Raw genomic sequence first — 21579 nt, forward strand, 5'->3', positions numbered from 1 at the left:
AACCCGCGCTGCCGGGGCCGGCCGGGAGGACCGTCCCGGGGCGCCGGGGACAGCCCGCGCGGTAGACGCGCGGCACTCCGTCCGGGCACCGCCGTGCGCCGCGGCCAAACTGTTAGCATGCTGTTCTGCCCTCCGGGCAGCGGTCAGGACTTGGCCGCGCCCCGGCCGGAAGGCCGGGGGGGAAGCCGTCCCCCTCAGGAGACGGAGGAGTCACAGGATCGGGGCGGACGGCGGGAAGAACCCGCCAAGCCCCGAAGGATCCACCACTCACCCCGAGGAATCGCTGCATGCCTGGCATCACGCGCGAGGAGGTCGCCCACCTCGCCCGGCTGGCACGTCTGGAGCTGAAGGACGAAGAGCTCGACCACTTCGCCGGACAGCTCGACGACATCATCGGCGCGGTCGCCCGCGTCTCCGAAGTCGCCGACGAGGACGTTCCGCCGACCTCCCACCCGCTGCCGCTGACCAACGTCATGCGCCCGGACGAGGTCCGTCCGTCGCTGACCCCCGAGCAGGCGCTCTCCGGCGCCCCGGCGCGGGAGCAGCAGCGTTTCAAGGTGCCGCAGATCCTGGGGGAGGAGTGAACGCCGTGACGCATTCGAGTGACCTGACCAGGCTCACCGCGGCCGAGACCGCCGCGAGGATCGCCTCCGGCGAGGCGAGCGCCGTCGAGGTGGCCGAGGCCCACCTCGCCCGTATCGAGGCCGTGGACGAGAAGGTGCACGCCTTCCTCCACGTGGACCGCGAGGGCGCGCTGGCCCGCGCCCGCACCGTGGACGCCAAGCGCTCCCGCGGCGAGAGGCTCGGCCCGCTGGCCGGCGTCCCGCTCGCGCTCAAGGACATCTTCACCACCGAGGGCGTGCCCACCACGGTCGGCTCGAGGATCCTCGAGGGCTGGATCCCGCCGTACGACGCCACGCTCACCAGGCGTCTGAAGGACGCCGACGTGGTGATCCTGGGCAAGACCAACATGGACGAGTTCGCCATGGGCTCCTCCACGGAGAACAGCGCCTACGGCCCGACCGGCAACCCGTGGGACCTCACCCGCATCCCGGGCGGCTCCGGCGGCGGCTCCTCCGCGGCGCTCGCCTCCTACCAGGCGCCCCTGGCCATCGGCACCGACACCGGCGGCTCCATCCGCCAGCCGGCCGCCGTCACCGGCACCGTCGGCGTGAAGCCGACCTACGGCGCCGTCTCCCGCTACGGCATGGTCGCCTTCTCCTCCTCCCTCGACCAGGGCGGGCCCTGCGCCCGCACCGTCCTGGACGCGGCCCTGCTGCACGAGGCGATCGCCGGACACGACCCGCTGGACTCCACCTCCGTCGACGCCCCCGTCCCGCCGGTGGTCGAGGCCGCCCGCGACGGCGACGTCAGGGGCCTGCGTGTCGGCGTGGTCAGGGAGTTCGCGGGCGAGGGCTACCAGGCCGGGGTCATGCGGCGCTTCGACGAGTCGGTGGAGCTGCTGCGCGAGCTGGGCGCCGAGATCGTCGAGATCTCCTGCCCGTCCTTCGACAAGGCGCTGGCGGCCTACTACCTGATCGCGCCCTCGGAGTGCTCCTCCAACCTGGCACGCTTCGACGCCATGCGCTACGGCCTGCGCACCGGCGACGACGGCACCCGTTCGGCGGAGGAGGTCACCTCCCTCACCCGCGAGGCGGGCTTCGGCCCCGAGGTCAAGCGCCGCATCATGCTGGGCACCTACGCGCTGTCCTCCGGCTACTACGACGCCTACTACGGCTCCGCCCAGAAGGTGCGGACCCTGATCAAGCGCGACTTCGACGCCGCTTTCGGGAAGGTGGACGTGCTGGTCTCGCCGACCACGCCGACCACCGCGTTCCCCATCGGGGAGCGGGCGGACGACCCGATGGCCATGTACCTGGCGGACCTGTGCACCATCCCGTCCAACCTGGCGGGCAACGCGGCCATGTCGCTGCCGTGCGGCCTGGCTCCCGAGGACGGGCTCCCGGTGGGCCTGCAGATCATCGCCCCCGCCATGGCCGACGACCGGCTCTACCGTGTCGGAGCGGCGGTCGAGGCCGCGCACCACGCACGCTGGGGGCACCCGCTGCTGGAGGAGGCGCCCTCGCTGTGAGCGTCGTACGCGCGGCCGCCGGGCCGCAGATGACGATGATGCCCGTGCTGCTGTGCCGTGCGGGCGGAGAAGCGAACGGAGACAGGCTGTGAGCGTCGTACGCGCGGCCGCCGGGCCGCAGATGACGATGATGCCCGTGCTGCTGTGCCGTGCGGGCGGAGAAGCGAACGGAGACAGGCTGTGAGCGCGCTGAAGAAGGCCAGGGGCTTCAAGAAGTCCCGGGCCGGCCTGTACCTGTCCATCGGCACCTCGCTCTTCGGCGCCGTCGGCGTCGTCAAGCAGATGCAGCTCGCCCGGCGGGAGGAGGACAGGCTCCAGCTCCTGGACGCCGTCGTCTCCGGCGCCGCGATCCTGACCGGCGTCGCCATCCTCGTCCGCGAGGTACGGCGCCTGGACATCGACGACGTCCTCGCCGACGACTGACCGCAGCGCCTGAAGGGTTTGACTTTCGTGACTGTCACCGAACTGGTGTCGTACGAGGACGCGCTGACCTCCTACGATCCCGTCATGGGCCTCGAGGTCCATGTCGAACTGGGCACCAGGACCAAGATGTTCTGCGGCTGCTCCACCGCGCTGGGCGCCGAGCCCAACGCGCAGACCTGCCCCGTCTGCCTCGGACTGCCCGGCTCGCTGCCGGTGGTCAACGCCACCGCGGTGGAGTCCGCCGTGCGCATCGGTCTCGCGCTGAACTGCGAGATCGCCCAGTGGTGCCGCTTCGCCCGGAAGAACTACTTCTATCCGGACATGCCGAAGAACTTCCAGATCTCCCAGTACGACGAGCCGATCGCCTTCGACGGCTACCTGGACGTCCAGCTGGAGGACGGGGAGGTCTTCCGCGTCGGGATCGAGCGCGCCCACATGGAGGAGGACACCGGCAAGTCCACCCACATCGGCGGCGCCACCGGCCGTATCCACGGCGCCGTGCACTCGCTGCTGGACTACAACCGCGCGGGCATCCCCCTGATCGAGATCGTCACCAAGCCGATCACCGGCGCCGGGGAGCGCGCGCCGGAGGTGGCCAAGGCGTACGTCGCCGAGCTGCGCGAGCTCATCCGGGCCCTCGGGGTGTCCGAGGCCCGGATGGAGATGGGCCAGATGCGCTGCGACGTCAACCTGTCGCTGCGACCGCACGGCACCGAGACGTTCGGCACCCGCTCGGAGACCAAGAACGTCAACTCGCTGCGCAGCGTGGAGCGGGCCACCCGCTTCGAGATCCAGCGCCACGCCGCGGTGCTGGGCTCGGGCGGGACGATCGTCCAGGAGACCCGTCACTTCCACGAGGACGACGGCTCCACCACCTCCGGCCGGGTCAAGGAGGAGGCGGAGGACTACCGCTACTTCCCCGAGCCGGACCTGGTCCCCGTCGCGCCCGCGCGCGAGTGGGTGGAGGAGCTGCGGGCCGGCCTGCCCGAACTGCCGCGCCTGCGCCGCAACAGGCTGCGCGAGGAGTGGGGCATCTCCGAGCACGAGATGCAGTCCGTCCTCAACGCCGGCGCCATCGACCTGATCACCGCCACCATCGACGCCGGGGCCCCGGCGGACCAGGCCCGCAAGTGGTGGATGGGCGAGCTGGCCCGCCGGGCGAACGAGCAGGGCACCGAGCTCTCCGCCCTGCCGATCACCCCGGCCCAGGTCGCCCGGGTGTGCGAGCTGGTCGCCGGCGGCTCCCTCAACGACAAGCTGGCACGCCAGGTCATCGAGGGCGTCCTGGCCGGTGAGGGCGGGCCGGACGAGGTCGTGGACAAGCGCGGTCTGAAGGTCGTCTCGGACACCGGCGCGCTGAGCGCGGCCGTGGACGAGGCGATCGCCGCCAACGAGGCGATCGCCGAGAAGATCCGCGGCGGCAAGGTGGCGGCGGCGGGCGCGCTCGTCGGCGCCGTCATGAAGGCCACCCGGGGTCAGGCGGACGCCGCCCGGGTGCGCGAGCTCATCCTGGAGAAGCTGGGCGTGCGGGGCTGACGCCCATCCCGGCCGCCGCGGCCCGGCCCGCGCTCCCCTCCGGAAGCCGCGGGCCGGGCCGTCGCCGTGCCCGGGGTCAGGAGGCCGTCAGGCGGCCGACTTCCGTCCGGAGCCGCGGGTCCTGATCAGAACGTGCCCGGAGGAGAGGTCGATCGGGCCGCGTCCCGGATCGTGGCTGCCCTCTTCCACCCGGGTGTTCTCCAGCCGCCTGCGCTCGTCGTCGGCGTGGCGGCGTCCCGGGTTGAACAGCTCCTCGATCAGGTTGAACATCAACTGACCTCCAGCTTCAGGATGCGGTCGTCGTCCTCGGCGGGCGTACCGCGCGAGTCGGTCTCACTGGTCACCAGCCACAGCCCGTCGCCGCCGTCGGAGACGACCGTCCGCAACCGCCCGTACTCACCTTCCAGGAACGCCTGCGGCTGTGCCACCTTTTTCGCGCCGTCCAAGGGAACGCGCCACAGCCGCTCCCCCCGCAGCGACGCCATCCACACCGAGCCCTCCGCGACGGCGATGCCGCTGGGGGAGGCCTCGGCGGGCTTCCACTGCGCCACGGGGTCGATGAAGTCCTCCTCCCCGGCCTCGCCCTCCACCTCGGGCCAGCCGTAGTTCCCGCCGGGCCGGATCAGGTTGAGCTCGTCCCAGGTGTTCTGGCCGAACTCCGAGGCCCACAGCCGCTTGTCCGCGTCCCAGGCCAGGCCCTGGACGTTGCGGTGGCCCCAGGAGTAGACGACCGAGTCCTCCTCGGGGTTGCCGCGGCCGGGGGGTTCTCCGTCCGGCGTCATGCGCAGGATCTTGCCGCCGAGTGACTCCCGGTCCTGGGCGAGGCTCTGGTCGCCGGAGTCGCCGGTGCCCACGTAGAGCATCCGGTCCGGACCGAAGGCGATCCGGCCGCCGTTGTGGATCACCCCCTTGGGGATGCCGCGCAGGACGGTGCTGGGCGCGCCGAGCCGGTTGCCCTCCTCCTTGTCGGCGTCGTGGAGCATGCGCACGACCCGGTTGTCGGAGGCGCTGGTGAAGTAGGCGTAGATATAGCGGTCCTCGGCGAAGTCGGGTGACACGGCGATACCCAGCAGTCCGCCCTCGCCGCCCGGCTCGACGCCGGGTACCGAGCCCAGTTCGGTGGCCTTTCCGCTCTCCGGGTCGATCAGCGAGATCGTGCCCTCGTCCCGGGAGGAGACCAGCAGCCCGCCGCCGGGCAGCGGGGCGAGTCCCCAGGGGGAGTCCAGGTTCCCGGCCACGGTGCCGGTGACCTCGGCCGATCCCTCGGCGGGCGCGGCCGAGGAGCCGGGGGAGCGGGACGGGGAGGAGGTGGTGCCGGTGCGGTCCGGGGTCCCTTCACCCGATCCGCCGTCCGAACAGCCCGCCGCCAGCAGGGCGAGCCCGGCGAGGGCGGCGGCGGTCCTCCGCAGCGGTGGTCGCGGGTGCGGACGTACGGACAGGGGACGGCTTCGCGGCATCGGTGCGCCTTTCGACTTCTCGGCTACGGGCGGCTCTCGCCTGCGGTGCGGGGACCGGCCGTGCACGCGGTGCGCGCCGGCCGGCCCGTACACCCGACCGTACGCCGTGAAGGCGCCGGATGTTCCCGGCTCAGTCCCACGACCCCTGGGCAGAGGGCAGCGCGGCGATCTCCGCCAGGTCACGCGCGGTCAGCTCCAGACGTGCCGCCGCCGCGTTCTCCACCGCCCAGCGCTCCTTCTTGGCGCCCGGTACCGGCACCACGTGCCGTCCCTGGGCCAGCAGCCAGGCGAGGGCCACCTGGCCCGGGGTGGCGTCGCCGTGCCGGGCGGCGACGCGCCGCAGCCCGGCGACGATCGGCTGGTTGGCCGCCATCATCTCGGCCGTGAAACGCGGGTGCCGGGCGCGCACGTCGTCGCGCTCGAAGCCGCCGCCCGGGGTGAGGGTGCCGGTCAGGAAGCCGCTGCCCAGCGGCATCGCCGCCAGGAAGCCGATGCCGCGCGCCTCGCACCACGGCAGCAGCGAGGCCAGGGCCCCGGGGGACCACACCGACAGCTCGGCCTCCACACAGCTGACGGGGAAGACCTGCTGGACCCGCTCCAGTTGCCGGAGCGTTCCCGCGTACGCGGACGCGTTCGACCCGCGGCGCCGCTCCCGCGGGCCCACCGCGCACAGCCCCAGCGAGCGCACCTTGCCGGCCGCCACCAGTTCGGCCATCGCGCCCCAGGTCTCCTCCACCGGCACCTCGGGGTCGGCGCGGTGGAGCTGGTAGAGGTCGATCACATCGGTCTGCAGCCGGCGCAGCGAGGCGTCGCAGGCACGCTTGACGTAGCCGGGGCGTCCGTTGGCGACGATGTGCTGCTCGCCGACGAGGAGGCCGCACTTGGTGGAGACGAACACGTCCGCGCGGCGCTGCCGCAGCACCCGGCCCAGCAGCAGCTCGTTGGTGAACGGACCGTACATGTCTGCGGTGTCCAGCAGCGTCACCCCGCGGTCGAGGGCCGCGTGCACCGTGCGCATCGAGGACTCGCCGTCCCGCTCGGACGCGGTGTAGGCCCAGCTCATCGGCATGCAGCCGAGCCCGACGGCGCCCACCTCCAGCGCCCCCGCACCGATTGTCCTGCGCTCCACCTGGGCGTGCTCCCTCCTCGCCCCCGCAGGGGTCACCCCCGTGGGGCGCTCCCAACCTAACGGATGTGCTCCGGCACCTCCGCGCAGCCTCCGGATAGCCTCTGGCCATGGCTTCCGCAGATGTCTGGCTGCCCGTTCCACCCGCCGGGATGGGAGAATTGCCCGAAAGGTTCCGCTATGTCCATTGGAGTGGGGAAGAGGAGTTCCCGGCGGACCCCGCGGACTGCGTCTTCTACGTCGTTCCCTATCTGAAGGGTCAGGCCGTCGCCGTACGGCCGCTGGCCCACATGCCGAACGTGCGGGTGGTGCAGACGCTCACCGCCGGCGTCGACCACGTGGAGCCCGCGGTACCGCAACTGCCCCGGGGTGCGCTGCTGTGCAACGCCCGAGGCGTCCACGACGCGAGCACCGCCGAACTGGCGCTCACCCTCGCCCTCGCCTCGCTTCGCGACATCCCCTCCTTCGTCCGCGCCCAGGACGCCGGCCGGTGGACGCCGGGCTTCCGGCCCGCCCTCGCCGACCGGACGGCGCTGATCGTCGGTTACGGTTCCATCGGCGCGGCCATCGAGGACCGTCTGGAGCCCTTCGAGCCGTCGGCGGTCCACCGGGTGGCCCGCAGCGCCCGCACCGTGCCGCGGGGCCCGGTGCACACCCTCGCCGACCTGCCCCGGCTGCTGCCCGAGGCCGACGTGGTCTTCCTGGCCACCCCGCTCACCGACGCCACCCGCCGTCTGGTGGACACGGACTTCCTGTCGCGCATGAAGGACGGAGCACTGCTGGTGAACGTCGCACGCGGCGCCGTCGTGGACACCGGCGCGCTGCTGGCGGAACTGGAGTCCGGACGGCTGAGTGCGGCACTCGATGTCACCGACCCCGAGCCACTGCCCGCCGACCATCCGTTGTGGAGGGCGCCCGGCACTCTGATCACGCCGCACGTGGGGGGTCCGACGTCCGCGTTCCTGCCGCGCGCCAAGCGGCTGCTCCGCAGTCAGTTGCGGCGCTTCGCGGCCGGGGAGGAGCCGGAGAACGTCGTCGCCGCGGCCGGGTGACGGCCCCGTCCGGACGGCCGGGCGGCGGAGGGGACGGGAACGGGGGTGGGGGCGTGAGGCGGGTGGCGTAGGCGCGGAGGACCGCCCGCACCGTCATTCGCACGCTCCGGATACGAGTGGCTGCGGATTGTATCGGCAATTCTCCTATCCGTCACGCTGTGTAGAGCCTCTATGTCGCTGAGTGACGGACCTGGTGTATCGTCCGATCCGGGGGCGTACCAGACCAGTGAGGGGGACGGGCGACATGCACGGCCACCGGACGAATCACCGGACTAATCATCGGACGCGCGAACGGTGTTGGACACGATCCCGGTCCGCAGGGCCCGGGCCGGGGAAGGGCCTGCCGCGGCCGGAGGCGGCGCGATGAGCGCCCGGGGGACGGACCAGCCGCGCTTCCCGCGGCCGCCCCGCGCGGCCCGCCCGTACGGCGGGATGGGCGCCGAGGAACGGCGGGCGTTCCCGCGGCTGGTGCTGGCCGCCGTGTGCGGGGCGTACGCGGTGGGCGCGGTGCTGGGCTGGGGCTCGCCGGCGGTGGCACTGTTCATGGGCGACTTCGGGCTGAGCGCCGCGGCCTTCACGGCCGCGGGATCGTGTGTGCACTACGCCCGCACCCACCCGGACACACCGTTCCGGCCCGCCTGGACGCTGTTCGGCATCTCCTCGGCGATGGCCGGGCTCGGCAACGGGATCTGGGGCTGGTACGAGGTCGTGCTGGGCGTGCCCGTGCCCAGCCCCTCGGCGGCGGACTTCTGCTTCCTGCTCTTCGCGCCCCCGGTCATCATCGGTCTGCTGGTCCTCGCCAAACGACCGGTCACCCGGGCCGGCTGGACGCGCCTGCTCCTGGACGCCTGGCTGGTCGGCGGCTCGCTGCTCACCCTCTCCTGGAGCCTGGCACTGGACCACCCCTCGTACTGGCGGGGGGAGTCCCTCTCCCTGGTGGCCCTCTCGCTGGCCTATCCCCTGATGGACATCGTGCTGATCAGCATGGTGCTCGCGCTCCACTTCCGCCGCTCGTCCGCCCACCGGTCCGCCGTCAACACGGTCATCGGCGCGCTCGCCCTCACCGTGCTCTGCGACGCCCTGTTCACCTCGCCCCTGCTGCGGGAGAACTACTCCTCCGGGCAGATCCTCGACGCCGGCTGGTTCGCCGGGTCGCTGCTGCTCGCGTACGCCCCCTGGGTCGGCTGCCGGGAGGGGGACGGCCGTCCGGCGGTCCGGCCGCCCGTGCCCGGGAACGGGGCGGTGGCCGGGTCGCTGGCCGCTCTCGCCCCCTACCTGGCGGCCGCCGTCTGCACCCTGGGGATCCTCTACAACGTCCGCGGCGGCGGGACCATCGACCCGGTGGTGCTGCTGACCGGCTGCACCGTCGTCCTGGCCCTGGTGATCCGGCAGGGCATCATGCTGCTGGAGAACATCCGCCTCACCCAGGAACTGGCACAGAAGGAGAACCACTTCAGGTCGCTGGTGCAAGGGTCCAGCGATGTCATCATGATCGCCTCGCCGGCCGGGATGCTGCGCTACGTCTCCCCGGCCGCCGCCGGTGTCTACGGCCGGGAGCCGGACAGGCTGGTCGGTTCCGAACTGGCCTCCCTCATCCACCCCGAGGACCTGGGGCGGGTCCTGCACGAGGTGCGCCGCTTCCTGGCCACTCCGCCCCGGGAGGAGCCCTCCACCCGCATCGAGTGCCGCATCCGGCACGCCTCGGGCCGCTGGCTCAACGTCGAGTCCACGGTCAACCGCTACCAGGGCGGCCTGATCTTCAACAGCCGTGACGTGACCGAGCGGGTGAGGCTCCAGGCGCAGCTCCAGCACAACGCCTCCCACGATCCGCTGACCGACCTGCCCAACCGCTCGCTGTTCGCCGAGCGCGTCCACCAGGCGCTCGGCGGCCGTCGCCGCAGCGACGCGGGGACGGGCCACACGGCGCTGCTCTACATCGACCTCGACGGTTTCAAGGCCGTCAACGACACCATCGGCCACCAGGCGGGGGACGAACTGCTGATCCAGGCGGCCCGTCGCCTGCGGGAGGCCGTACGCGCCGGGGACACCGCGGCCCGGCTCGGCGGCGACGAGTTCGCCGCGCTCATCGTCGGTGACGGGAAGTGCGACCGGGCCGAGCGCGAGTACCGCGTCCTGGAGATCGCCGAGCGACTGCGTGCCACCCTCTCGCGGCCCTACCAGGTCGAGGGCGGCGAGGCGCGGGTCGCCGCCTCCATCGGGGTGGCCTTCGCCGAGCCCGGGGTGACCCCGGCCGTGCTGATGCGCCATGCCGACCTGGCGATGTACCGCGCCAAGCAGGCGGGCAAGAACCGGGTCGAGTTGTACGCCTCGCAGCCGCAGGCCGAGGCCGTCCGCCGGGCCGAGCTGACCACCGACCGGCTGCGCGGAGTGCTGGCCGAGAGCGAGTTCGCGCTGCTGCACCAGCCCGTGGTCGAACTCTCCAGCGGGAAGATCACCTCGGTCGCGGCCCAGGCCCGCAGGCGCCCTGCCCGGGGCGTGCTCTTCCCGCCGGGAGGGCCCCGGCCCGCCCCGCAGGGCCGGCAGGCCGTCCCACCGGCGCAGTACGGCCCGCAGCCCCCGCACGGCCCCGCCGCGGACGCCCGCGGCGACGGCGGCGGTGACGCGGGCCGGTGGCTGCTGCGCAGGGCCATCGAGCAGGCCGCCGAGAGACACCACGCGGGTTACCGTGTGCCGGTGTCCGTACGGATGGACGCGCGTCGCCTCACCGACCGCTCCACAACCCCGGCCACCGTCGAGACGCTGCTGTCCCGGCACGGGCTGCCGCCTGACGCCCTCATCGTCGAACTGGCCGACACCGACCCCCGTGTCTCCCTGGACGAACTGGAGCTGTGGGTCACCGCACTGCGGCGGACAGGGGTCGGCATCACACTGGACGGCTTCGGCGGCGCTCACTCCGGCCTCGCCGCGCTCCGCAGGCTCCCCGCCGACGCCCTGAGGCTGGACCGCGCACTGGTCGACGGAGTGGTGGGTTCTCCAAGGGTGCGGAAAATCACCTCCGGGCTGCTGCGGATCGCCGACGACCTCGGAATGCTCTCCGTCGCCGACGGCGTGGACCTGCCCGAACAGGCCGATGCGCTGCGCGAGCTGGGCTGCACCCACGCTCAGGGAGCCGCCTTCTCCAAGCCCCTGGACGAGCACAGGCTCAGGCGTGCCCTGGCCCGCGGGAGTTACCCCGTCTCCGGCGAGGAGCAGCACTTCCCGGGCATCGGCCGCTCGGTGGTGGTCGCCGGTTCGATGCCCGCGCACAGGAGCGGACCGGCCGCCCACGGCCCGGCGAAGCATCCTCCGTTGCGCTCAAATAATGAGACGTCCGTCCCACCCACTTGACACCTCGGGCACCGCGGGAGGATGGTCGGTGCCATGCGCACCCGACTTCTCGTAATCGGACAGCGCGTCGACTGACACGGGGCATGCCCGCCCTGTGGCGACATCGACGCGCTCCCCTCGCTTGCCTGACGGCACGAGGGGTTTTTTGTTGCACCGGTGCCAGCGGCACTCGAGCGCGACCCACTCACAGCCACCTACAACGAGCGTCAAACCCTCAACTCTCCGAGAAGAGACAAGTGATGACCGAGCAGGCCACCGGGGCCCCTCGCCCGCAGCCGCGGGCCCGTACCGGCGGAGCGCAGCCGCAGCCCGCCACCGTCGAGCACGTCACGGGAGCCCAGTCCCTCATCCGTTCTCTCGAGGAAGTCGGCGCCGACACGGTATTCGGCATTCCGGGGGGCGCCATCCTGCCCGCCTACGACCCGATGATGGACTCCTCCCGGGTGCGCCACGTCCTCGTCCGCCACGAACAGGGCGCGGGTCACGCCGCCACCGGCTACGCCCAGGCCACCGGCAAGGTCGGCGTCTGCATGGCCACATCCGGCCCCGGCGCCACCAACCTGGTCACCCCGATCGCCGACGCGCACATGGACTCCGTCCCGCTGGTCGCGATCACCGGCCAGGTGGCCTCCAGGGCGATCGGCACCGACGCCTTCCAGGAAGCCGACATCTGCGGCATCACCATGCCGGTCACCAAGCACAACTACCTGGTCACCGACCCGGCCGACATCCCGCGGGTGATCGCCGAGGCGTTCCACATCGCCTCCACCGGCCGGCCCGGCCCGGTCCTGGTGGACATCGCCAAGGACGCCCTGCAGGCGCGGACGACCTTCTCCTGGCCCCCCGCCACGGACCTGCCCGGCTACCGTCCGGTGACCAAGCCGCATGCCAAGCAGATCCGTGAGGCCGCCCGGCTCATCACCGAGGCCGCCCGCCCGGTGCTGTACGTGGGCGGCGGCGTCCTGAAGGCCGGGGCCACCACGGAGCTGAAGGTGCTGGCCGAACTGACCGGCGCCCCCGTGACCACCACCTTGATGGCGCTGGGCGCCTTCCCCGACAGCCACCCGCAGCATCTGGGCATGCCCGGCATGCACGGCACCGTCGCGGCCGTCACCGCCCTGCAGAAGGCCGATCTGATCGTCGCGCTCGGCGCCCGCTTCGACGACCGCGTCACCGGCAGACTGGACTCCTTCGCGCCGTACGCGAAGATCGTGCACGCCGACATCGACCCGGCCGAGATCGGCAAGAACCGCGCCGCCGACGTCCCGATCGTCGGTGACGCCCGCGAGGTCATCGCCGATCTGGTCGTGGCCGTCCGGGCCGAGCACGGGGCGGGCAACACCGGCGACCACACCGAGTGGTGGCGGCAGCTGAACCGCTGGCGCGAGACGTACCCGCTGGGCTACGACCACCCCGAGGACGGCTCCCTGGCCCCGCAGCAGGTCATCGAGCGCATCGGCGCGCTGGCCCCCGAGGGCACGGTCTTCGCCGCCGGTGTGGGCCAGCACCAGATGTGGGCCGCCCATTTCGTCAAGTACGAGAAGCCCGCCACCTGGCTGAACTCCGGCGGCCTGGGCACCATGGGCTACGCCGTCCCGGCCGCGCTGGGCGCCAAGGCCGGCGTCCCGGACCGCACCGTCTGGGCGATCGACGGCGACGGCTGCTTCCAGATGACCAACCAGGAACTGGTGACCGCCGCGCTCAACGGCATCCCGATCAAGGTCGCGATCATCAACAACGGCGCCCTGGGGATGGTTCGCCAGTGGCAGACCCTCTTCTACAACCAGCGCTACTCCAACACCGTGCTGCACAGCGGTCCGGACGCCGTCAGCCCCGAGAACAGGGGCACCCGCGTCCCGGACTTCGTGAAGCTGGCGGAGGCCATGGGCTGCGTCGGCATCCGCTGCGAGGACCCCGCACAGCTCGACGCGGTGATCGAGAAGGCCAACTCCATCAACGACCGCCCCGTGGTCGTGGACTTCGTCGTCCACGAGGACGCGATGGTCTGGCCGATGGTCGCGGCCGGCACCTCCAACGACGAGGTCATGGCGGCGCGCGGCGTCCGTCCCGACTTCGGCGACGGCGACGACTGAGTCCCGGACGACCGAGCCCCAGAGGAACCCTAGGAACGGAACACCACACCCGATGTCCAAGCACACCCTCTCCGTCCTGGTGGAGAACACCCCGGGCATCCTTGCCCGGATCGCCTCCCTGTTCTCCCGCCGTGGTTTCAACATCGACTCGCTCGCCGTCGGCGTCACCGAGCACCCCGACATCTCCCGTATCACCATCGTGGTGAACGTCGAGGACCTCCCGCTGGAGCAGGTGACCAAGCAGCTCAACAAGCTCGTCAGCGTGCTGAAGATCGTCGAGCTGGAGCACGGCTCCGCCGTCCAGCGCGAACTCGTCCTGGTGAAGGTCCGAGCCGACAACGAGACCCGCTCGCAGATCGTCGAGATCGTCCAGCTCTTCCGCGCCAAGACCGTCGACGTCTCCCCGGAGGCCGTCACCATCGAGGCGACCGGCAGCAGCGACAAGCTGGAGGCCATGCTCAAGATGCTGGAGCAGTTCGGCATCAAGGAACTGGTCCAGTCCGGCACGATCGCGATCGGCCGCGGAGCGAGGTCGATCACCGACCGTTCGCTGCGCGCGCTCGACCGGACCGCATAGCGAGACCCCGGCCCGTCCCCGCCCGCACCGGCATACGGTGGCTCCGGCGGCGGTCCCGGGGACGGGCCCCGCACCCCCGACCCGTACGGCGAGACCGCCGGTGCGGCAGGAACAACAAGGAGATATCCCAAGTGGCCGAGCTGTTCTACGACGACGACGCCGACCTGTCCATCATCCAGGGCCGCAAGGTCGCGGTCCTCGGTTACGGCAGCCAGGGCCACGCCCACGCCCTGTCCCTGCGCGACTCGGGCGTCGACGTCCGCGTCGGCCTCCCCGAGGGCTCCAAGTCCCGGGCCAAGGCCGAGGAGCAGGGACTGCGCGTGGTCGCCCCGGCGGAGGCCTCCGCCGAGGCCGACGTGATCATGGTGTTGGTGCCGGACCCGATCCAGGCCAAGGTCTACGAGGAGTCCATCGCCCCGAATCTCAAGGACGGCGACGCCCTCTTCTTCGGCCACGGCTTCAACATCCGCTTCGGCTTCATCAAGCCCCCGGCCGGTGTGGACGTGTGCATGGTCGCCCCCAAGGGGCCGGGCCACCTGGTCCGCCGCCAGTTCGAGGAGGGCCGCGGCGTCCCCTGCATCGCGGCCGTCGAGCAGGACGCCACCGATAGGGCCTTCCAGCTGGCGCTGTCCTACGCCAAGGGCATCGGCGGCACCCGCGCCGGCGTCATCAAGACCACCTTCACCGAGGAGACCGAGACCGACCTGTTCGGTGAGCAGGCCGTGCTGTGCGGAGGCGCCTCGGCCCTGGTCAAGGCGGGCTTCGAGACCCTGGTCGAGGCCGGCTACCAGCCGGAGATCGCGTACTTCGAGTGCCTCCACGAGCTGAAGCTGATCGTGGACCTGATGTACGAGGGCGGCCTGGGGAAGATGCGCTGGTCGGTCTCCGAGACCGCCGAGTGGGGCGACTACGTCACCGGCCCGCGGATCATCGGTGAGAACACCAAGGCCGAGATGAAGAAGGTCCTGGCCGAGATCCAGGACGGCACCTTCGCCAGGAACTGGATGGCCGAGTACAGCGCCGGCCTGCCCAAGTACAACGAGTACAAGAAGGCCGACGGCGACCACCTGCTGGAGACCACCGGCCGTGAGCTGCGCAAGCTCATGAGCTGGGTCGACGACGAGAACTGAGCGGACCGCCGGGCCGTCGCGGACGGCCCGGCGCCGCCCGACCCCGCCCGCAGGTGGACGCCGCGGCCCGCCGACGGGACGGAGCGGCCCCGGTGATCGGCCACCGGGGCCGCTCCTCCGCCGATACACTGCACACACAAGCGCGTCACAGGCTCACAGCGTCGTGCGTCTCCACGCGGCTGCCCACCTCCACCGCCCTCGGCCGTCGGGACGCGGCCGCCGGCACGGACCAGTGAGGACTGAAGACCGAAGTGAGCAAACCCGTAGTACTCATCGCCGAAGAACTCTCCCCGGCCACGGTCGACGCCCTCGGCCCGGACTTCGAGATCCGGCACTGCAACGGGGCCGACCGGGCCGAACTCCTGGCCGCAGTCGCCGACGTCGACGCGATCCTGGTGCGCAGCGCCACCAAGGTCGACGCCGAGGCCATCGCCGCGGCCCGGCGGCTGAAGGTCGTCGCCCGTGCGGGAGTCGGCCTGGACAACGTCGACGTCTCCGCCGCCACCAAGGCCGGTGTGATGGTCGTCAACGCGCCGACCTCCAACATCGTCACCGCGGCCGAGCTGGCCTGTGGTCTGCTCATCGCCACCGCACGCAACATCCCGCAGGCCAACACCGCCCTGAAGAACGGCGAGTGGAAGCGCAGCAAGTACACCGGCGTGGAGCTCTCGGAGAAGACCCTCGGCGTCGTCGGCCTCGGCCGCATCGGTGTCCTGGTCGCTCAGCGGATGTCCGCCTTCGGGATGAAGGTCGTCGCCTACGACCCCTATGTGCAGCCCGCCAGGGCCGCGCAGATGGGCGTCAGGCTGCTCTCCCTGGACGAGTTGCTGGAGACCTCCGACTTCATCACCGTCCACCTGCCCAAGACCCCCGAGACGCTGGGTCTGATCGGCGACGAGGCGCTCCACAAGGTCAAGCCGGACGTGCGGATCGTCAACGCCGCGCGCGGTGGCATCGTGGACGAGGCGGCGCTGCTGTCGGCCCTGAAGGAGGGCCGGGTCGCGGGTGCGGGCCTGGACGTGTACGCCACCGAGCCGTGCACCGACTCCCCGCTCTTCGCCTTCGACAACGTCGTGTGCACCCCGCATCTGGGCGCCTCCACCGGCGAGGCGCAGGAGAAGGCGGGCATCGCGGTCGCCCGCTCGGTGCGGCTGGCGCTCGCCGGTGAGCTGGTCCCGGACGCGGTCAACGTCCAGGGCGGCGTGATCGCCGAGGACGTCCGGCCCGGGCTGCCGCTGGCCGAGCGGCTGGGGCGGATCTTCACCGCGCTGGCGGGCGAGGTCGCCGTCCGGCTCGACGTCGAGGTCTACGGCGAGATCACCCAGCACGACGTCAAGGTGCTCGAGCTCTCCGCGCTCAAGGGTGTCTTCGAGGACGTCGTCGACGAGACGGTCAGCTACGTCAACGCGCCGCTGTTCGCGCAGGAGCGCGGGGTGGAGGTCCGGCTGACCACCAGCTCGGAGTCCCCGGAGCACCGCAACGTGGTGACCGTGCGCGGCACCCTGGCCGACGGCCAGGAGGTCTCGGTCTCGGGCACTCTCTCCGGCCCCAAGCACGCCCAGAAGATCGTCGCGGTCGGCGAGTACGACGTCGACCTGGCGCTGGCCGAGCACATGGCCTTCCTGCGGTACGCCGACCGCCCCGGTGTGGTCGGTACCGTCGGCCGCATCCTGGGCGAGGCCGGCATCAACATCGCGGGTATGCAGGTCTCCCGTGCCGAGGAGGGCGGCGAGGCGCTGGTCGCCCTCACCGTGGACGGCCTCATCCCGGCTCCGGTGATGGGTGAGATCGCCCAGGAGATCGGCGCCACCTCGGCCCGCAACGTCAACCTGGAGGACTGATCGAGGATCCCTCCTCCGGGTGAACTTCCAGGGGGACCCGGAGACCGCCACGACCCCGGCACGCACATCCGTGCCGGGGTCGTGGCGGTCCGTCGTAGGGTCGTACCGCCCCACAGCCCAGCCGCGGCGGGCGTCTTCCGCGGAGGCGGCCTCTCAGCCCTCCAGCAGCCGTGCCGTCTTCAGCGCCATGTGCAGCAGCAGCCGGTCCTCGCCGTCGTCCAGGTCGAGGCCGGTGAGCTGCTCCACCCGCGACAGCCGGTAGTACAGCGTCTGCCGGTGGACGCCCAGCAGCGCCGCGGTGCGGCCCGCCTGACCCGCGCAGTCCAGGAACGCCTCGGCGGTACGGGCCATCTCCCGGCGGCCGGGCTCCAGCAGCACCCGCACCGACGGATCCGGTGCCCCGTCCGCCGACGAGCCGGAGGAGCGGGCGATCGAGGCCAGCAGCCGGTACGGCCCGATCCGGTCCCACCGCGCCACCGGTCCGAACCTGCTCTCCGCCCGCGCCGCCCGCGCCGCGGCCAGTGCCTGCCACCAGGCACCGGGCACCGGGCCCAGACCCGTGCAGGGCTCGCCGATTCCCGCCGCCGCCCCGGCGCGCGGCGAGCGCAGCAGTCGTTCGGCGGCTGTGCGAGCCGGACCGAGGGCTCCGGAGGTGCGCAGCCGCACCAGCACGGCCAGCCCCTCCGTCCCGGGCACCGCGCACACCGCGACCGCGCCGGGGATTCCGGGCGCCGCCGCGGACCGGCCCTCCGCATCCTCCTCCCACGGCACCACGGCCACCGCCGCCAGCGGCCCCGTCGCCACCGGCCCCAGCTCACCGGCCAGTTCCGCCTCCGCGAGATCCACGGCCGCCCGGTGCTCCGGCGCCGCGGTGAGCAGGGCACACAGCAGTTCGCCCCGGCGCGCACCCGCCCGGGACTCGTCGGCCAGCAGCGAGCCGATGCGGCGCGCGACGGCCCGTACGTCGGCCAGCCGGGGGTCGGACAGCTCCAGCGCACCGTCGTCCAGCAGCCAGATGTAGCCCAGCGCCACACCGCCGTGCCGCACCGGCACGCAGATCCGGCCCCGCAGCACCCCGGCCGACGGATCCGGCGGAATCCGTACGGGCTCCACCGCCCGGGTGATGCCGAAACTCTCGAACCACGCCCGCACCCGTGCGGTGGAGCGACGCCGGAGGATCGAGCGGGTGCGCACCGGGTCCATCAGGAGAGCGCCGTCCTCCCCGTCGTCGTCCTCGTCGCCCTCCCCCTCGTGGACTCCGAAGGCGATCAGCCCGAAGTCGCGGTTCTCCAGTGTCGCGGGAGTGCCGAGGAGGGCGGTCACCTCGTCGATCAGCACCTGGTAGTCCTCGCGCACCGCTTCGCGCCGCCTTTCGCACACCGCCCGCGGCACCTCCGCGGACACCATCATTGTCATACAAATGTCTGAGATCCGGGCCACGGAAGCGTGACAGCTGTCGATGGCGGGAAAGCGGAGCGATCCTTAGTTTCGACGGTGGCTCACCAGCCGCCCGACCACCGTCAGAGAACCACCCGTGGAGGTGCCCCGTGCTGGGTCCCGTGCTCCTCGCGGCCGCGCGCAGCGACAGCATCCGCCGCGTCGTCTCGGCCGCACCGGTCACCCGCCCCGTGGTGGACCGCTTCGTCGCCGGAGAAAGCCTCGACCAGGCCATGGAGGCCGTCGGCTCCCTCACCGGCCGGGGTCTGGAGGTCACCCTCGACCACCTGGGCGAGGACGTCACCGACCGCACCGAGGCCCTGCGCGCCCGCGACGCCTACCTGGCCCTGGCCGAGGCGCTGCGGGAGGCCGGCCTGGGAGTGCGGGCCGAGATGTCGGTGAAGCTCTCCGCCTTCGGACAGGCCCTCCCGGGCGGCGACGACATCGCCTACGAGGGCGTCCTGCGGGTCGTGGAGGCCGCGGCCGAGGCGGGCACCACCGTCACCCTGGACATGGAGGACCACACCACGGTCGACTCCACGCTGGCCATCCTGGCGAAGCTGCGCGAACGCTTCCCCGCCACGGGCGCGGTGCTCCAGTCGTACCTGTACCGCACCGAGGACGACTGCCGTGCCCTGGCCGGCGAGGGATCCCGGGTCCGCCTGGTCAAGGGCGCCTACAAGGAGCCCGCCTCCGTCGCCCTCCAGGACAAACGCGAGGTGGACCGGGCGTACGTCCGCTGCCTGCGGATCCTGATGGCGGGCGAGGGCTGTCCCATGATCGGCTCCCACGACCCGCGGATGGTGGCCATCACCCGGGAACTGGCCCGCCGCGCCGGCCGCAAGCCGGACGAGTACGAGTTCCAGATGCTGTACGGCATCCGCACCGCCGAGCAGGAGCGGCTGGCCGCCGCCGGCCACCGGATGCGCGTGTACGTCCCGTACGGCACCGACTGGTACGGGTACTTCATGCGGCGCCTGGCCGAGCGCCCCGCCAACCTGGCCTTCTTTCTGCGCTCGCTGGCCACCAGAGGCTGAGCGGACCACGGCCGCGCACGGGCGGCCCCCGACGTACGACGACAGATCCGAACCTCCGAAGGAGACACGGCTCATGGACGCTGTGACCCAGGTCCCCACGCCGGTGAACGAGCCGGTGCACACCTACGCACCCGGCACGCCGGAGCGCACCCGTCTCGAAACCAGGCTCAAGGAGCTGGCCGAGAGCCCGATCGACCTGACGATGACCATCGGCGGGAAGCGGCGTCTCGGCGGCGGCGAGCGCTTCGACGTCGTACAGCCCCACAACCACAAGGCGGTGCTGGGCACCGCCGCCCACGCCACCCGGCAGGACGCGCGGGAGGCCGTCGACGCGGCGCTGGCCGCCGCCCCGATGTGGCGCTCGCTCTCCTTCGACGACCGCGCCGCGGTCTTCCTGCGGGCGGCCGAGCTGCTGGCCGGACCCTGGCGCGAGACGATGGCCGCCTCCACCATGCTCGGCCAGTCCAAGACGGCGCAGCAGGCGGAGATCGACACCCCCTGCGAACTGATCGACTTCTGGCGCTTCAACGTCCACTACGCACGCCAGATCCTGGCCGAGCAGCCGGTCGCCAACTCCCCGGGTGTGTGGAACCGCATGGACCACCGCCCGCTGGAGGGCTTCGTCTACGCGATCACGCCCTTCAACTTCACCGCCATCGCGGGCAACCTCCCCACCGCGCCGGCGCTGATGGGCAACACAGTCCTCTGGAAGCCGTCCCCGACCCAGACCCACGCCGCCGTGCTGCTGATGCGCCTGCTGGAGGAGGCGGGGCTGCCGGACGGCGTCATCAACCTGCTGACCGGCGACGGCAAGGAGGTCTCGGAGGTGGCACTGGCCCACCCCGACCTCGCCGGCATCCACTTCACCGGCTCGACGAAGACCTTCCAGTACCTGTGGAAGACGGTCGGGAACAACATCGAGAACTACAGGACCTACCCGCGCCTGGTCGGTGAGACCGGCGGCAAGGACTTCGTCGTCGCCCACCCCTCGGCCGACCCGGCTGTGCTGAGGACCGCGCTGACCCGTGGCGCCTTCGAGTACCAGGGCCAGAAGTGCTCGGCCGCCTCGCGCGCCTACGTGCCGCGCTCCATCTGGGAGAACGGTTTCAGGGAGGAGTTCACGGCCGAGGTCGATGGTCTGACCGTGGGCGACGTCACCGACCTGTCGAACTTCATGGGCGCCGTCATCGACGAGCGCGCCTTCGCCAAGAACAAGGCAGCCATCGAGCGTGCGCAGTCCGACCCGGACTGCGAGATCGTCGCCGGCGGGAGCTGCGACGACAGCGTCGGCTACTTCGTCCGCCCGACCGTCATCACCTGCACCGACCCGGCGAGCGAGGTCTTCCGGCAGGAGTACTTCGGCCCGGTCCTGGCCGTCCACGTCTACGAGGACGCGGAGTACGAGGCGGTGCTGGAGCAGATGGAGTCGGTCGCCCCGTACGGCCTGACCGGCTGCGTCATCGCCCAGGACCGTGCCGCCGCCGCGCACGCCTGCGAGAAGCTGCGCTACGCCGCCGGCAACTTCTACATCAACGACAAGCCCACCGGCGCGGTCGTCGGCCAGCAGCCCTTCGGCGGCGGCCGGGCGTCGGGCACCAACGACAAGGCGGGCTCCAAGCAGAACCTGATGCGCTGGACATCCACCCGCTCCATCAAGGAGAACCTGATCCCGCCGACCGACTACCGCTACCCCCACATGGGCTAACCTCCCCCAGCGGCCCATGCGCGGCGTCTGAAGCCCGGATCCGTCCGGGCTTCAGACGCCGTCGTGCGCGCGGTGCTTGTGGGCCCGGTCGCGCGGTGCCCGGGGGAGACCACCTCGACGACCATCTCCACGCAGGACGCCTTCAGTCCCAGCCCGTCCTCGGTGACGTGCTCGGCGTCGTCCTCGGGAGCGACGGACAGATCGGGGACGTGGGCCGTCAGCCCGTGCGCGCCCACAACGGCCGAGCCCACGCCCGAAAGAGTGAAGTGTGCGGCGTCACAGCGACAAAGCCGCAGGTCGGGGAAGGCCCCGTCTCAGATAGTAGGAAGGCCAACTAATCGGCGGGACATCACAGCTTTCAGCCCTTACTTTGGTAGGAGCCGAACGTCTCGCTCCATCAGCGAATGGCGGATGAGGCGCAGTGCCCGTCGCAGGTGACCCCTGCCGCACCCGCCGCCCCCGCCCTCACGGCGCGCTTGGGAATCCCCTCTCCTTCCACCCTCCGGTTTCTCCGTCCCCCTCAGGGAGTTCGCCATGGACGCGACCGCACGCCGCCGCCCCCGCCACACCGCCCGCGACCACCACGACAACGCCGACAACGCCGACCGCCGCAACGCGGCCGCCGCCCTTCAGCGGGCGCTGGACCGCCGGGACAACGGCGGCGCCACCGGCCACTGAGGCCGGCCCGGGCCGTACCGTCCCGCGGGTCCCCGCCCGGAACCCCC

At 71.9% G+C, this 21579-nt stretch carries 18 protein-coding genes; 13 read left to right on the top strand and 5 right to left on the bottom strand.

Features of this window, described 5'->3' with window-relative positions; translation table 11 throughout:
• The first annotated feature begins 287 nt into the window (after positions 1 to 287).
• From gatC to gatB, 4 genes are all read left to right on the top strand, one after another.
• Positions 288 to 584 carry an Asp-tRNA(Asn)/Glu-tRNA(Gln) amidotransferase subunit GatC gene (gatC, locus tag AC2CJA_RS07145; RefSeq protein WP_241716477.1) on the top strand — a complete coding sequence of 99 codons (297 nt, stop codon included), beginning with the start codon at positions 288 to 290 and terminating at the stop codon, positions 582 to 584.
• 5 nt (positions 585 to 589) lie between these two features.
• Positions 590 to 2092 carry an Asp-tRNA(Asn)/Glu-tRNA(Gln) amidotransferase subunit GatA gene (gatA, locus tag AC2CJA_RS07150; RefSeq protein WP_484601813.1) on the top strand — a complete coding sequence of 501 codons (1503 nt, stop codon included), beginning with the start codon at positions 590 to 592 and terminating at the stop codon, positions 2090 to 2092.
• Positions 2093 to 2272: 180 nt separating this feature from the next.
• On the top strand, positions 2273 to 2515 hold the full coding sequence (locus AC2CJA_RS07155) for a hypothetical protein (RefSeq protein ID WP_241716473.1): 243 nt from the start codon (positions 2273 to 2275) through the stop codon (positions 2513 to 2515).
• A 27-nt stretch (positions 2516 to 2542) separates the two neighbouring features.
• Positions 2543 to 4051, top strand: a complete 1509-nt coding sequence (gene gatB, locus AC2CJA_RS07160; RefSeq protein WP_484601814.1) for an Asp-tRNA(Asn)/Glu-tRNA(Gln) amidotransferase subunit GatB — start codon at positions 2543 to 2545, stop codon at positions 4049 to 4051.
• An 87-nt stretch (positions 4052 to 4138) separates the two neighbouring features.
• On the opposite strand, the gene AC2CJA_RS07165 is transcribed toward gatB, so the two are convergent.
• From AC2CJA_RS07165 to AC2CJA_RS07175, 3 genes are all read right to left on the bottom strand, one after another.
• Complete coding sequence (locus AC2CJA_RS07165; protein ID WP_484601815.1) at positions 4139 to 4321, bottom strand: DUF6191 domain-containing protein; 183 nt, start codon at positions 4319 to 4321, stop codon at positions 4139 to 4141.
• On the bottom strand, positions 4321 to 5508 hold the full coding sequence (locus AC2CJA_RS07170) for a PQQ-dependent sugar dehydrogenase (RefSeq protein ID WP_484601816.1): 1188 nt from the start codon (positions 5506 to 5508) through the stop codon (positions 4321 to 4323). Before AC2CJA_RS07170 ends, AC2CJA_RS07165 begins: the two co-directional genes overlap by 1 nt.
• 130 nt (positions 5509 to 5638) lie before the next feature.
• The gene (locus tag AC2CJA_RS07175) at positions 5639 to 6637 is read right to left on the bottom strand and encodes an aldo/keto reductase (RefSeq protein ID WP_484601817.1); all 999 of its coding nucleotides are present in this window, start codon (positions 6635 to 6637) and stop codon (positions 5639 to 5641) included.
• Positions 6638 to 6744: 107 nt separating this feature from the next.
• On the opposite strand from AC2CJA_RS07175, the gene AC2CJA_RS07180 reads away from it, so the two are divergent.
• The 6 genes from AC2CJA_RS07180 to serA all read left to right on the top strand — a co-directional run bounded on the left by AC2CJA_RS07180 (position 6745) and on the right by serA (position 16675).
• Positions 6745 to 7686 (top strand): 2-hydroxyacid dehydrogenase, encoded by a 942-nt coding sequence (locus tag AC2CJA_RS07180; RefSeq protein WP_484601818.1) that lies wholly within the window; start codon positions 6745 to 6747, stop codon positions 7684 to 7686.
• A gap of 363 nt (positions 7687 to 8049) precedes the next feature.
• On the top strand, positions 8050 to 11034 hold the full coding sequence (locus AC2CJA_RS07185; RefSeq protein WP_484601819.1) for a putative bifunctional diguanylate cyclase/phosphodiesterase: 2985 nt from the start codon (positions 8050 to 8052) through the stop codon (positions 11032 to 11034).
• 239 nt (positions 11035 to 11273) lie between these two features.
• Entirely contained in the window at positions 11274 to 13127 is a 1854-nt protein-coding gene (locus AC2CJA_RS07190; protein WP_484601820.1) for an acetolactate synthase large subunit, read from the top strand.
• A 52-nt stretch (positions 13128 to 13179) separates the two neighbouring features.
• On the top strand, positions 13180 to 13704 hold the full coding sequence (gene ilvN, locus AC2CJA_RS07195; protein WP_484601821.1) for an acetolactate synthase small subunit: 525 nt from the start codon (positions 13180 to 13182) through the stop codon (positions 13702 to 13704).
• Between the two features lie 131 nt (positions 13705 to 13835).
• Positions 13836 to 14834: a ketol-acid reductoisomerase gene (ilvC, locus tag AC2CJA_RS07200; protein ID WP_484601822.1), complete on the top strand. Its 999-nt coding sequence runs from the start codon at positions 13836 to 13838 to the stop codon at positions 14832 to 14834.
• A 251-nt stretch (positions 14835 to 15085) separates the two neighbouring features.
• Positions 15086 to 16675: a phosphoglycerate dehydrogenase gene (gene serA, locus AC2CJA_RS07205; protein WP_484601823.1), complete on the top strand. Its 1590-nt coding sequence runs from the start codon at positions 15086 to 15088 to the stop codon at positions 16673 to 16675.
• 153 nt (positions 16676 to 16828) lie between these two features.
• Here the strand turns inward: serA and AC2CJA_RS07210 are convergent, their stop codons facing one another.
• Complete coding sequence (locus AC2CJA_RS07210) at positions 16829 to 18031, bottom strand: PucR family transcriptional regulator (protein WP_484601834.1); 1203 nt, start codon at positions 18029 to 18031, stop codon at positions 16829 to 16831.
• 191 nt (positions 18032 to 18222) lie between these two features.
• On the opposite strand from AC2CJA_RS07210, the gene AC2CJA_RS07215 reads away from it, so the two are divergent.
• A complete protein-coding gene (locus AC2CJA_RS07215; protein ID WP_484601824.1) occupies positions 18223 to 19149 on the top strand; it encodes a proline dehydrogenase family protein in 927 nt (308 codons plus the stop codon).
• Between the two features lie 73 nt (positions 19150 to 19222).
• The gene (pruA, locus tag AC2CJA_RS07220) at positions 19223 to 20854 is read left to right on the top strand and encodes an L-glutamate gamma-semialdehyde dehydrogenase (RefSeq protein ID WP_484601825.1); all 1632 of its coding nucleotides are present in this window, start codon (positions 19223 to 19225) and stop codon (positions 20852 to 20854) included.
• Here pruA and AC2CJA_RS07225 read toward each other — a convergent pair.
• Complete coding sequence (locus AC2CJA_RS07225) at positions 20851 to 21105, bottom strand: hypothetical protein (RefSeq protein ID WP_484601826.1); 255 nt, start codon at positions 21103 to 21105, stop codon at positions 20851 to 20853. The genes pruA and AC2CJA_RS07225 overlap by 4 nt on opposite strands.
• A gap of 283 nt (positions 21106 to 21388) precedes the next feature.
• On the opposite strand from AC2CJA_RS07225, the gene AC2CJA_RS07230 reads away from it, so the two are divergent.
• Positions 21389 to 21532 (top strand): hypothetical protein, encoded by a 144-nt coding sequence (locus AC2CJA_RS07230; protein ID WP_484601827.1) that lies wholly within the window; start codon positions 21389 to 21391, stop codon positions 21530 to 21532.
• The last annotated feature ends 47 nt before the right edge of the window (positions 21533 to 21579 follow it).

The sequence above is a fragment of the Streptomyces sp. ATLC9 genome, from assembly GCF_057196705.1.

Bases quoted from the DNA above. Each gene is read 5' to 3' on its own strand.
- gatC (WP_241716477.1), top strand. From the start codon at position 288: ATGCCTGGCATCACGCGCGAGGAGGTCGCCCACCTCGCCCGGCTGGCA.
- AC2CJA_RS07165 (WP_484601815.1), bottom strand. From the start codon at position 4,321: ATGTTCAACCTGATCGAGGAGCTGTTCAACCCGGGACGCCGCCACGCC.
- AC2CJA_RS07170 (WP_484601816.1), bottom strand. From the start codon at position 5,508: ATGCCGCGAAGCCGTCCCCTGTCCGTACGTCCGCACCCGCGACCACCG.
- AC2CJA_RS07180 (WP_484601818.1), top strand. From the start codon at position 6,745: ATGGCTTCCGCAGATGTCTGGCTGCCCGTTCCACCCGCCGGGATGGGA.
- AC2CJA_RS07185 (WP_484601819.1), top strand. From the start codon at position 8,050: ATGAGCGCCCGGGGGACGGACCAGCCGCGCTTCCCGCGGCCGCCCCGC.
- AC2CJA_RS07190 (WP_484601820.1), top strand. From the start codon at position 11,274: ATGACCGAGCAGGCCACCGGGGCCCCTCGCCCGCAGCCGCGGGCCCGT.
- ilvN (WP_484601821.1), top strand. From the start codon at position 13,180: ATGTCCAAGCACACCCTCTCCGTCCTGGTGGAGAACACCCCGGGCATC.
- pruA (WP_484601825.1), top strand. From the start codon at position 19,223: ATGGACGCTGTGACCCAGGTCCCCACGCCGGTGAACGAGCCGGTGCAC.
- AC2CJA_RS07230 (WP_484601827.1), top strand. From the start codon at position 21,389: ATGGACGCGACCGCACGCCGCCGCCCCCGCCACACCGCCCGCGACCAC.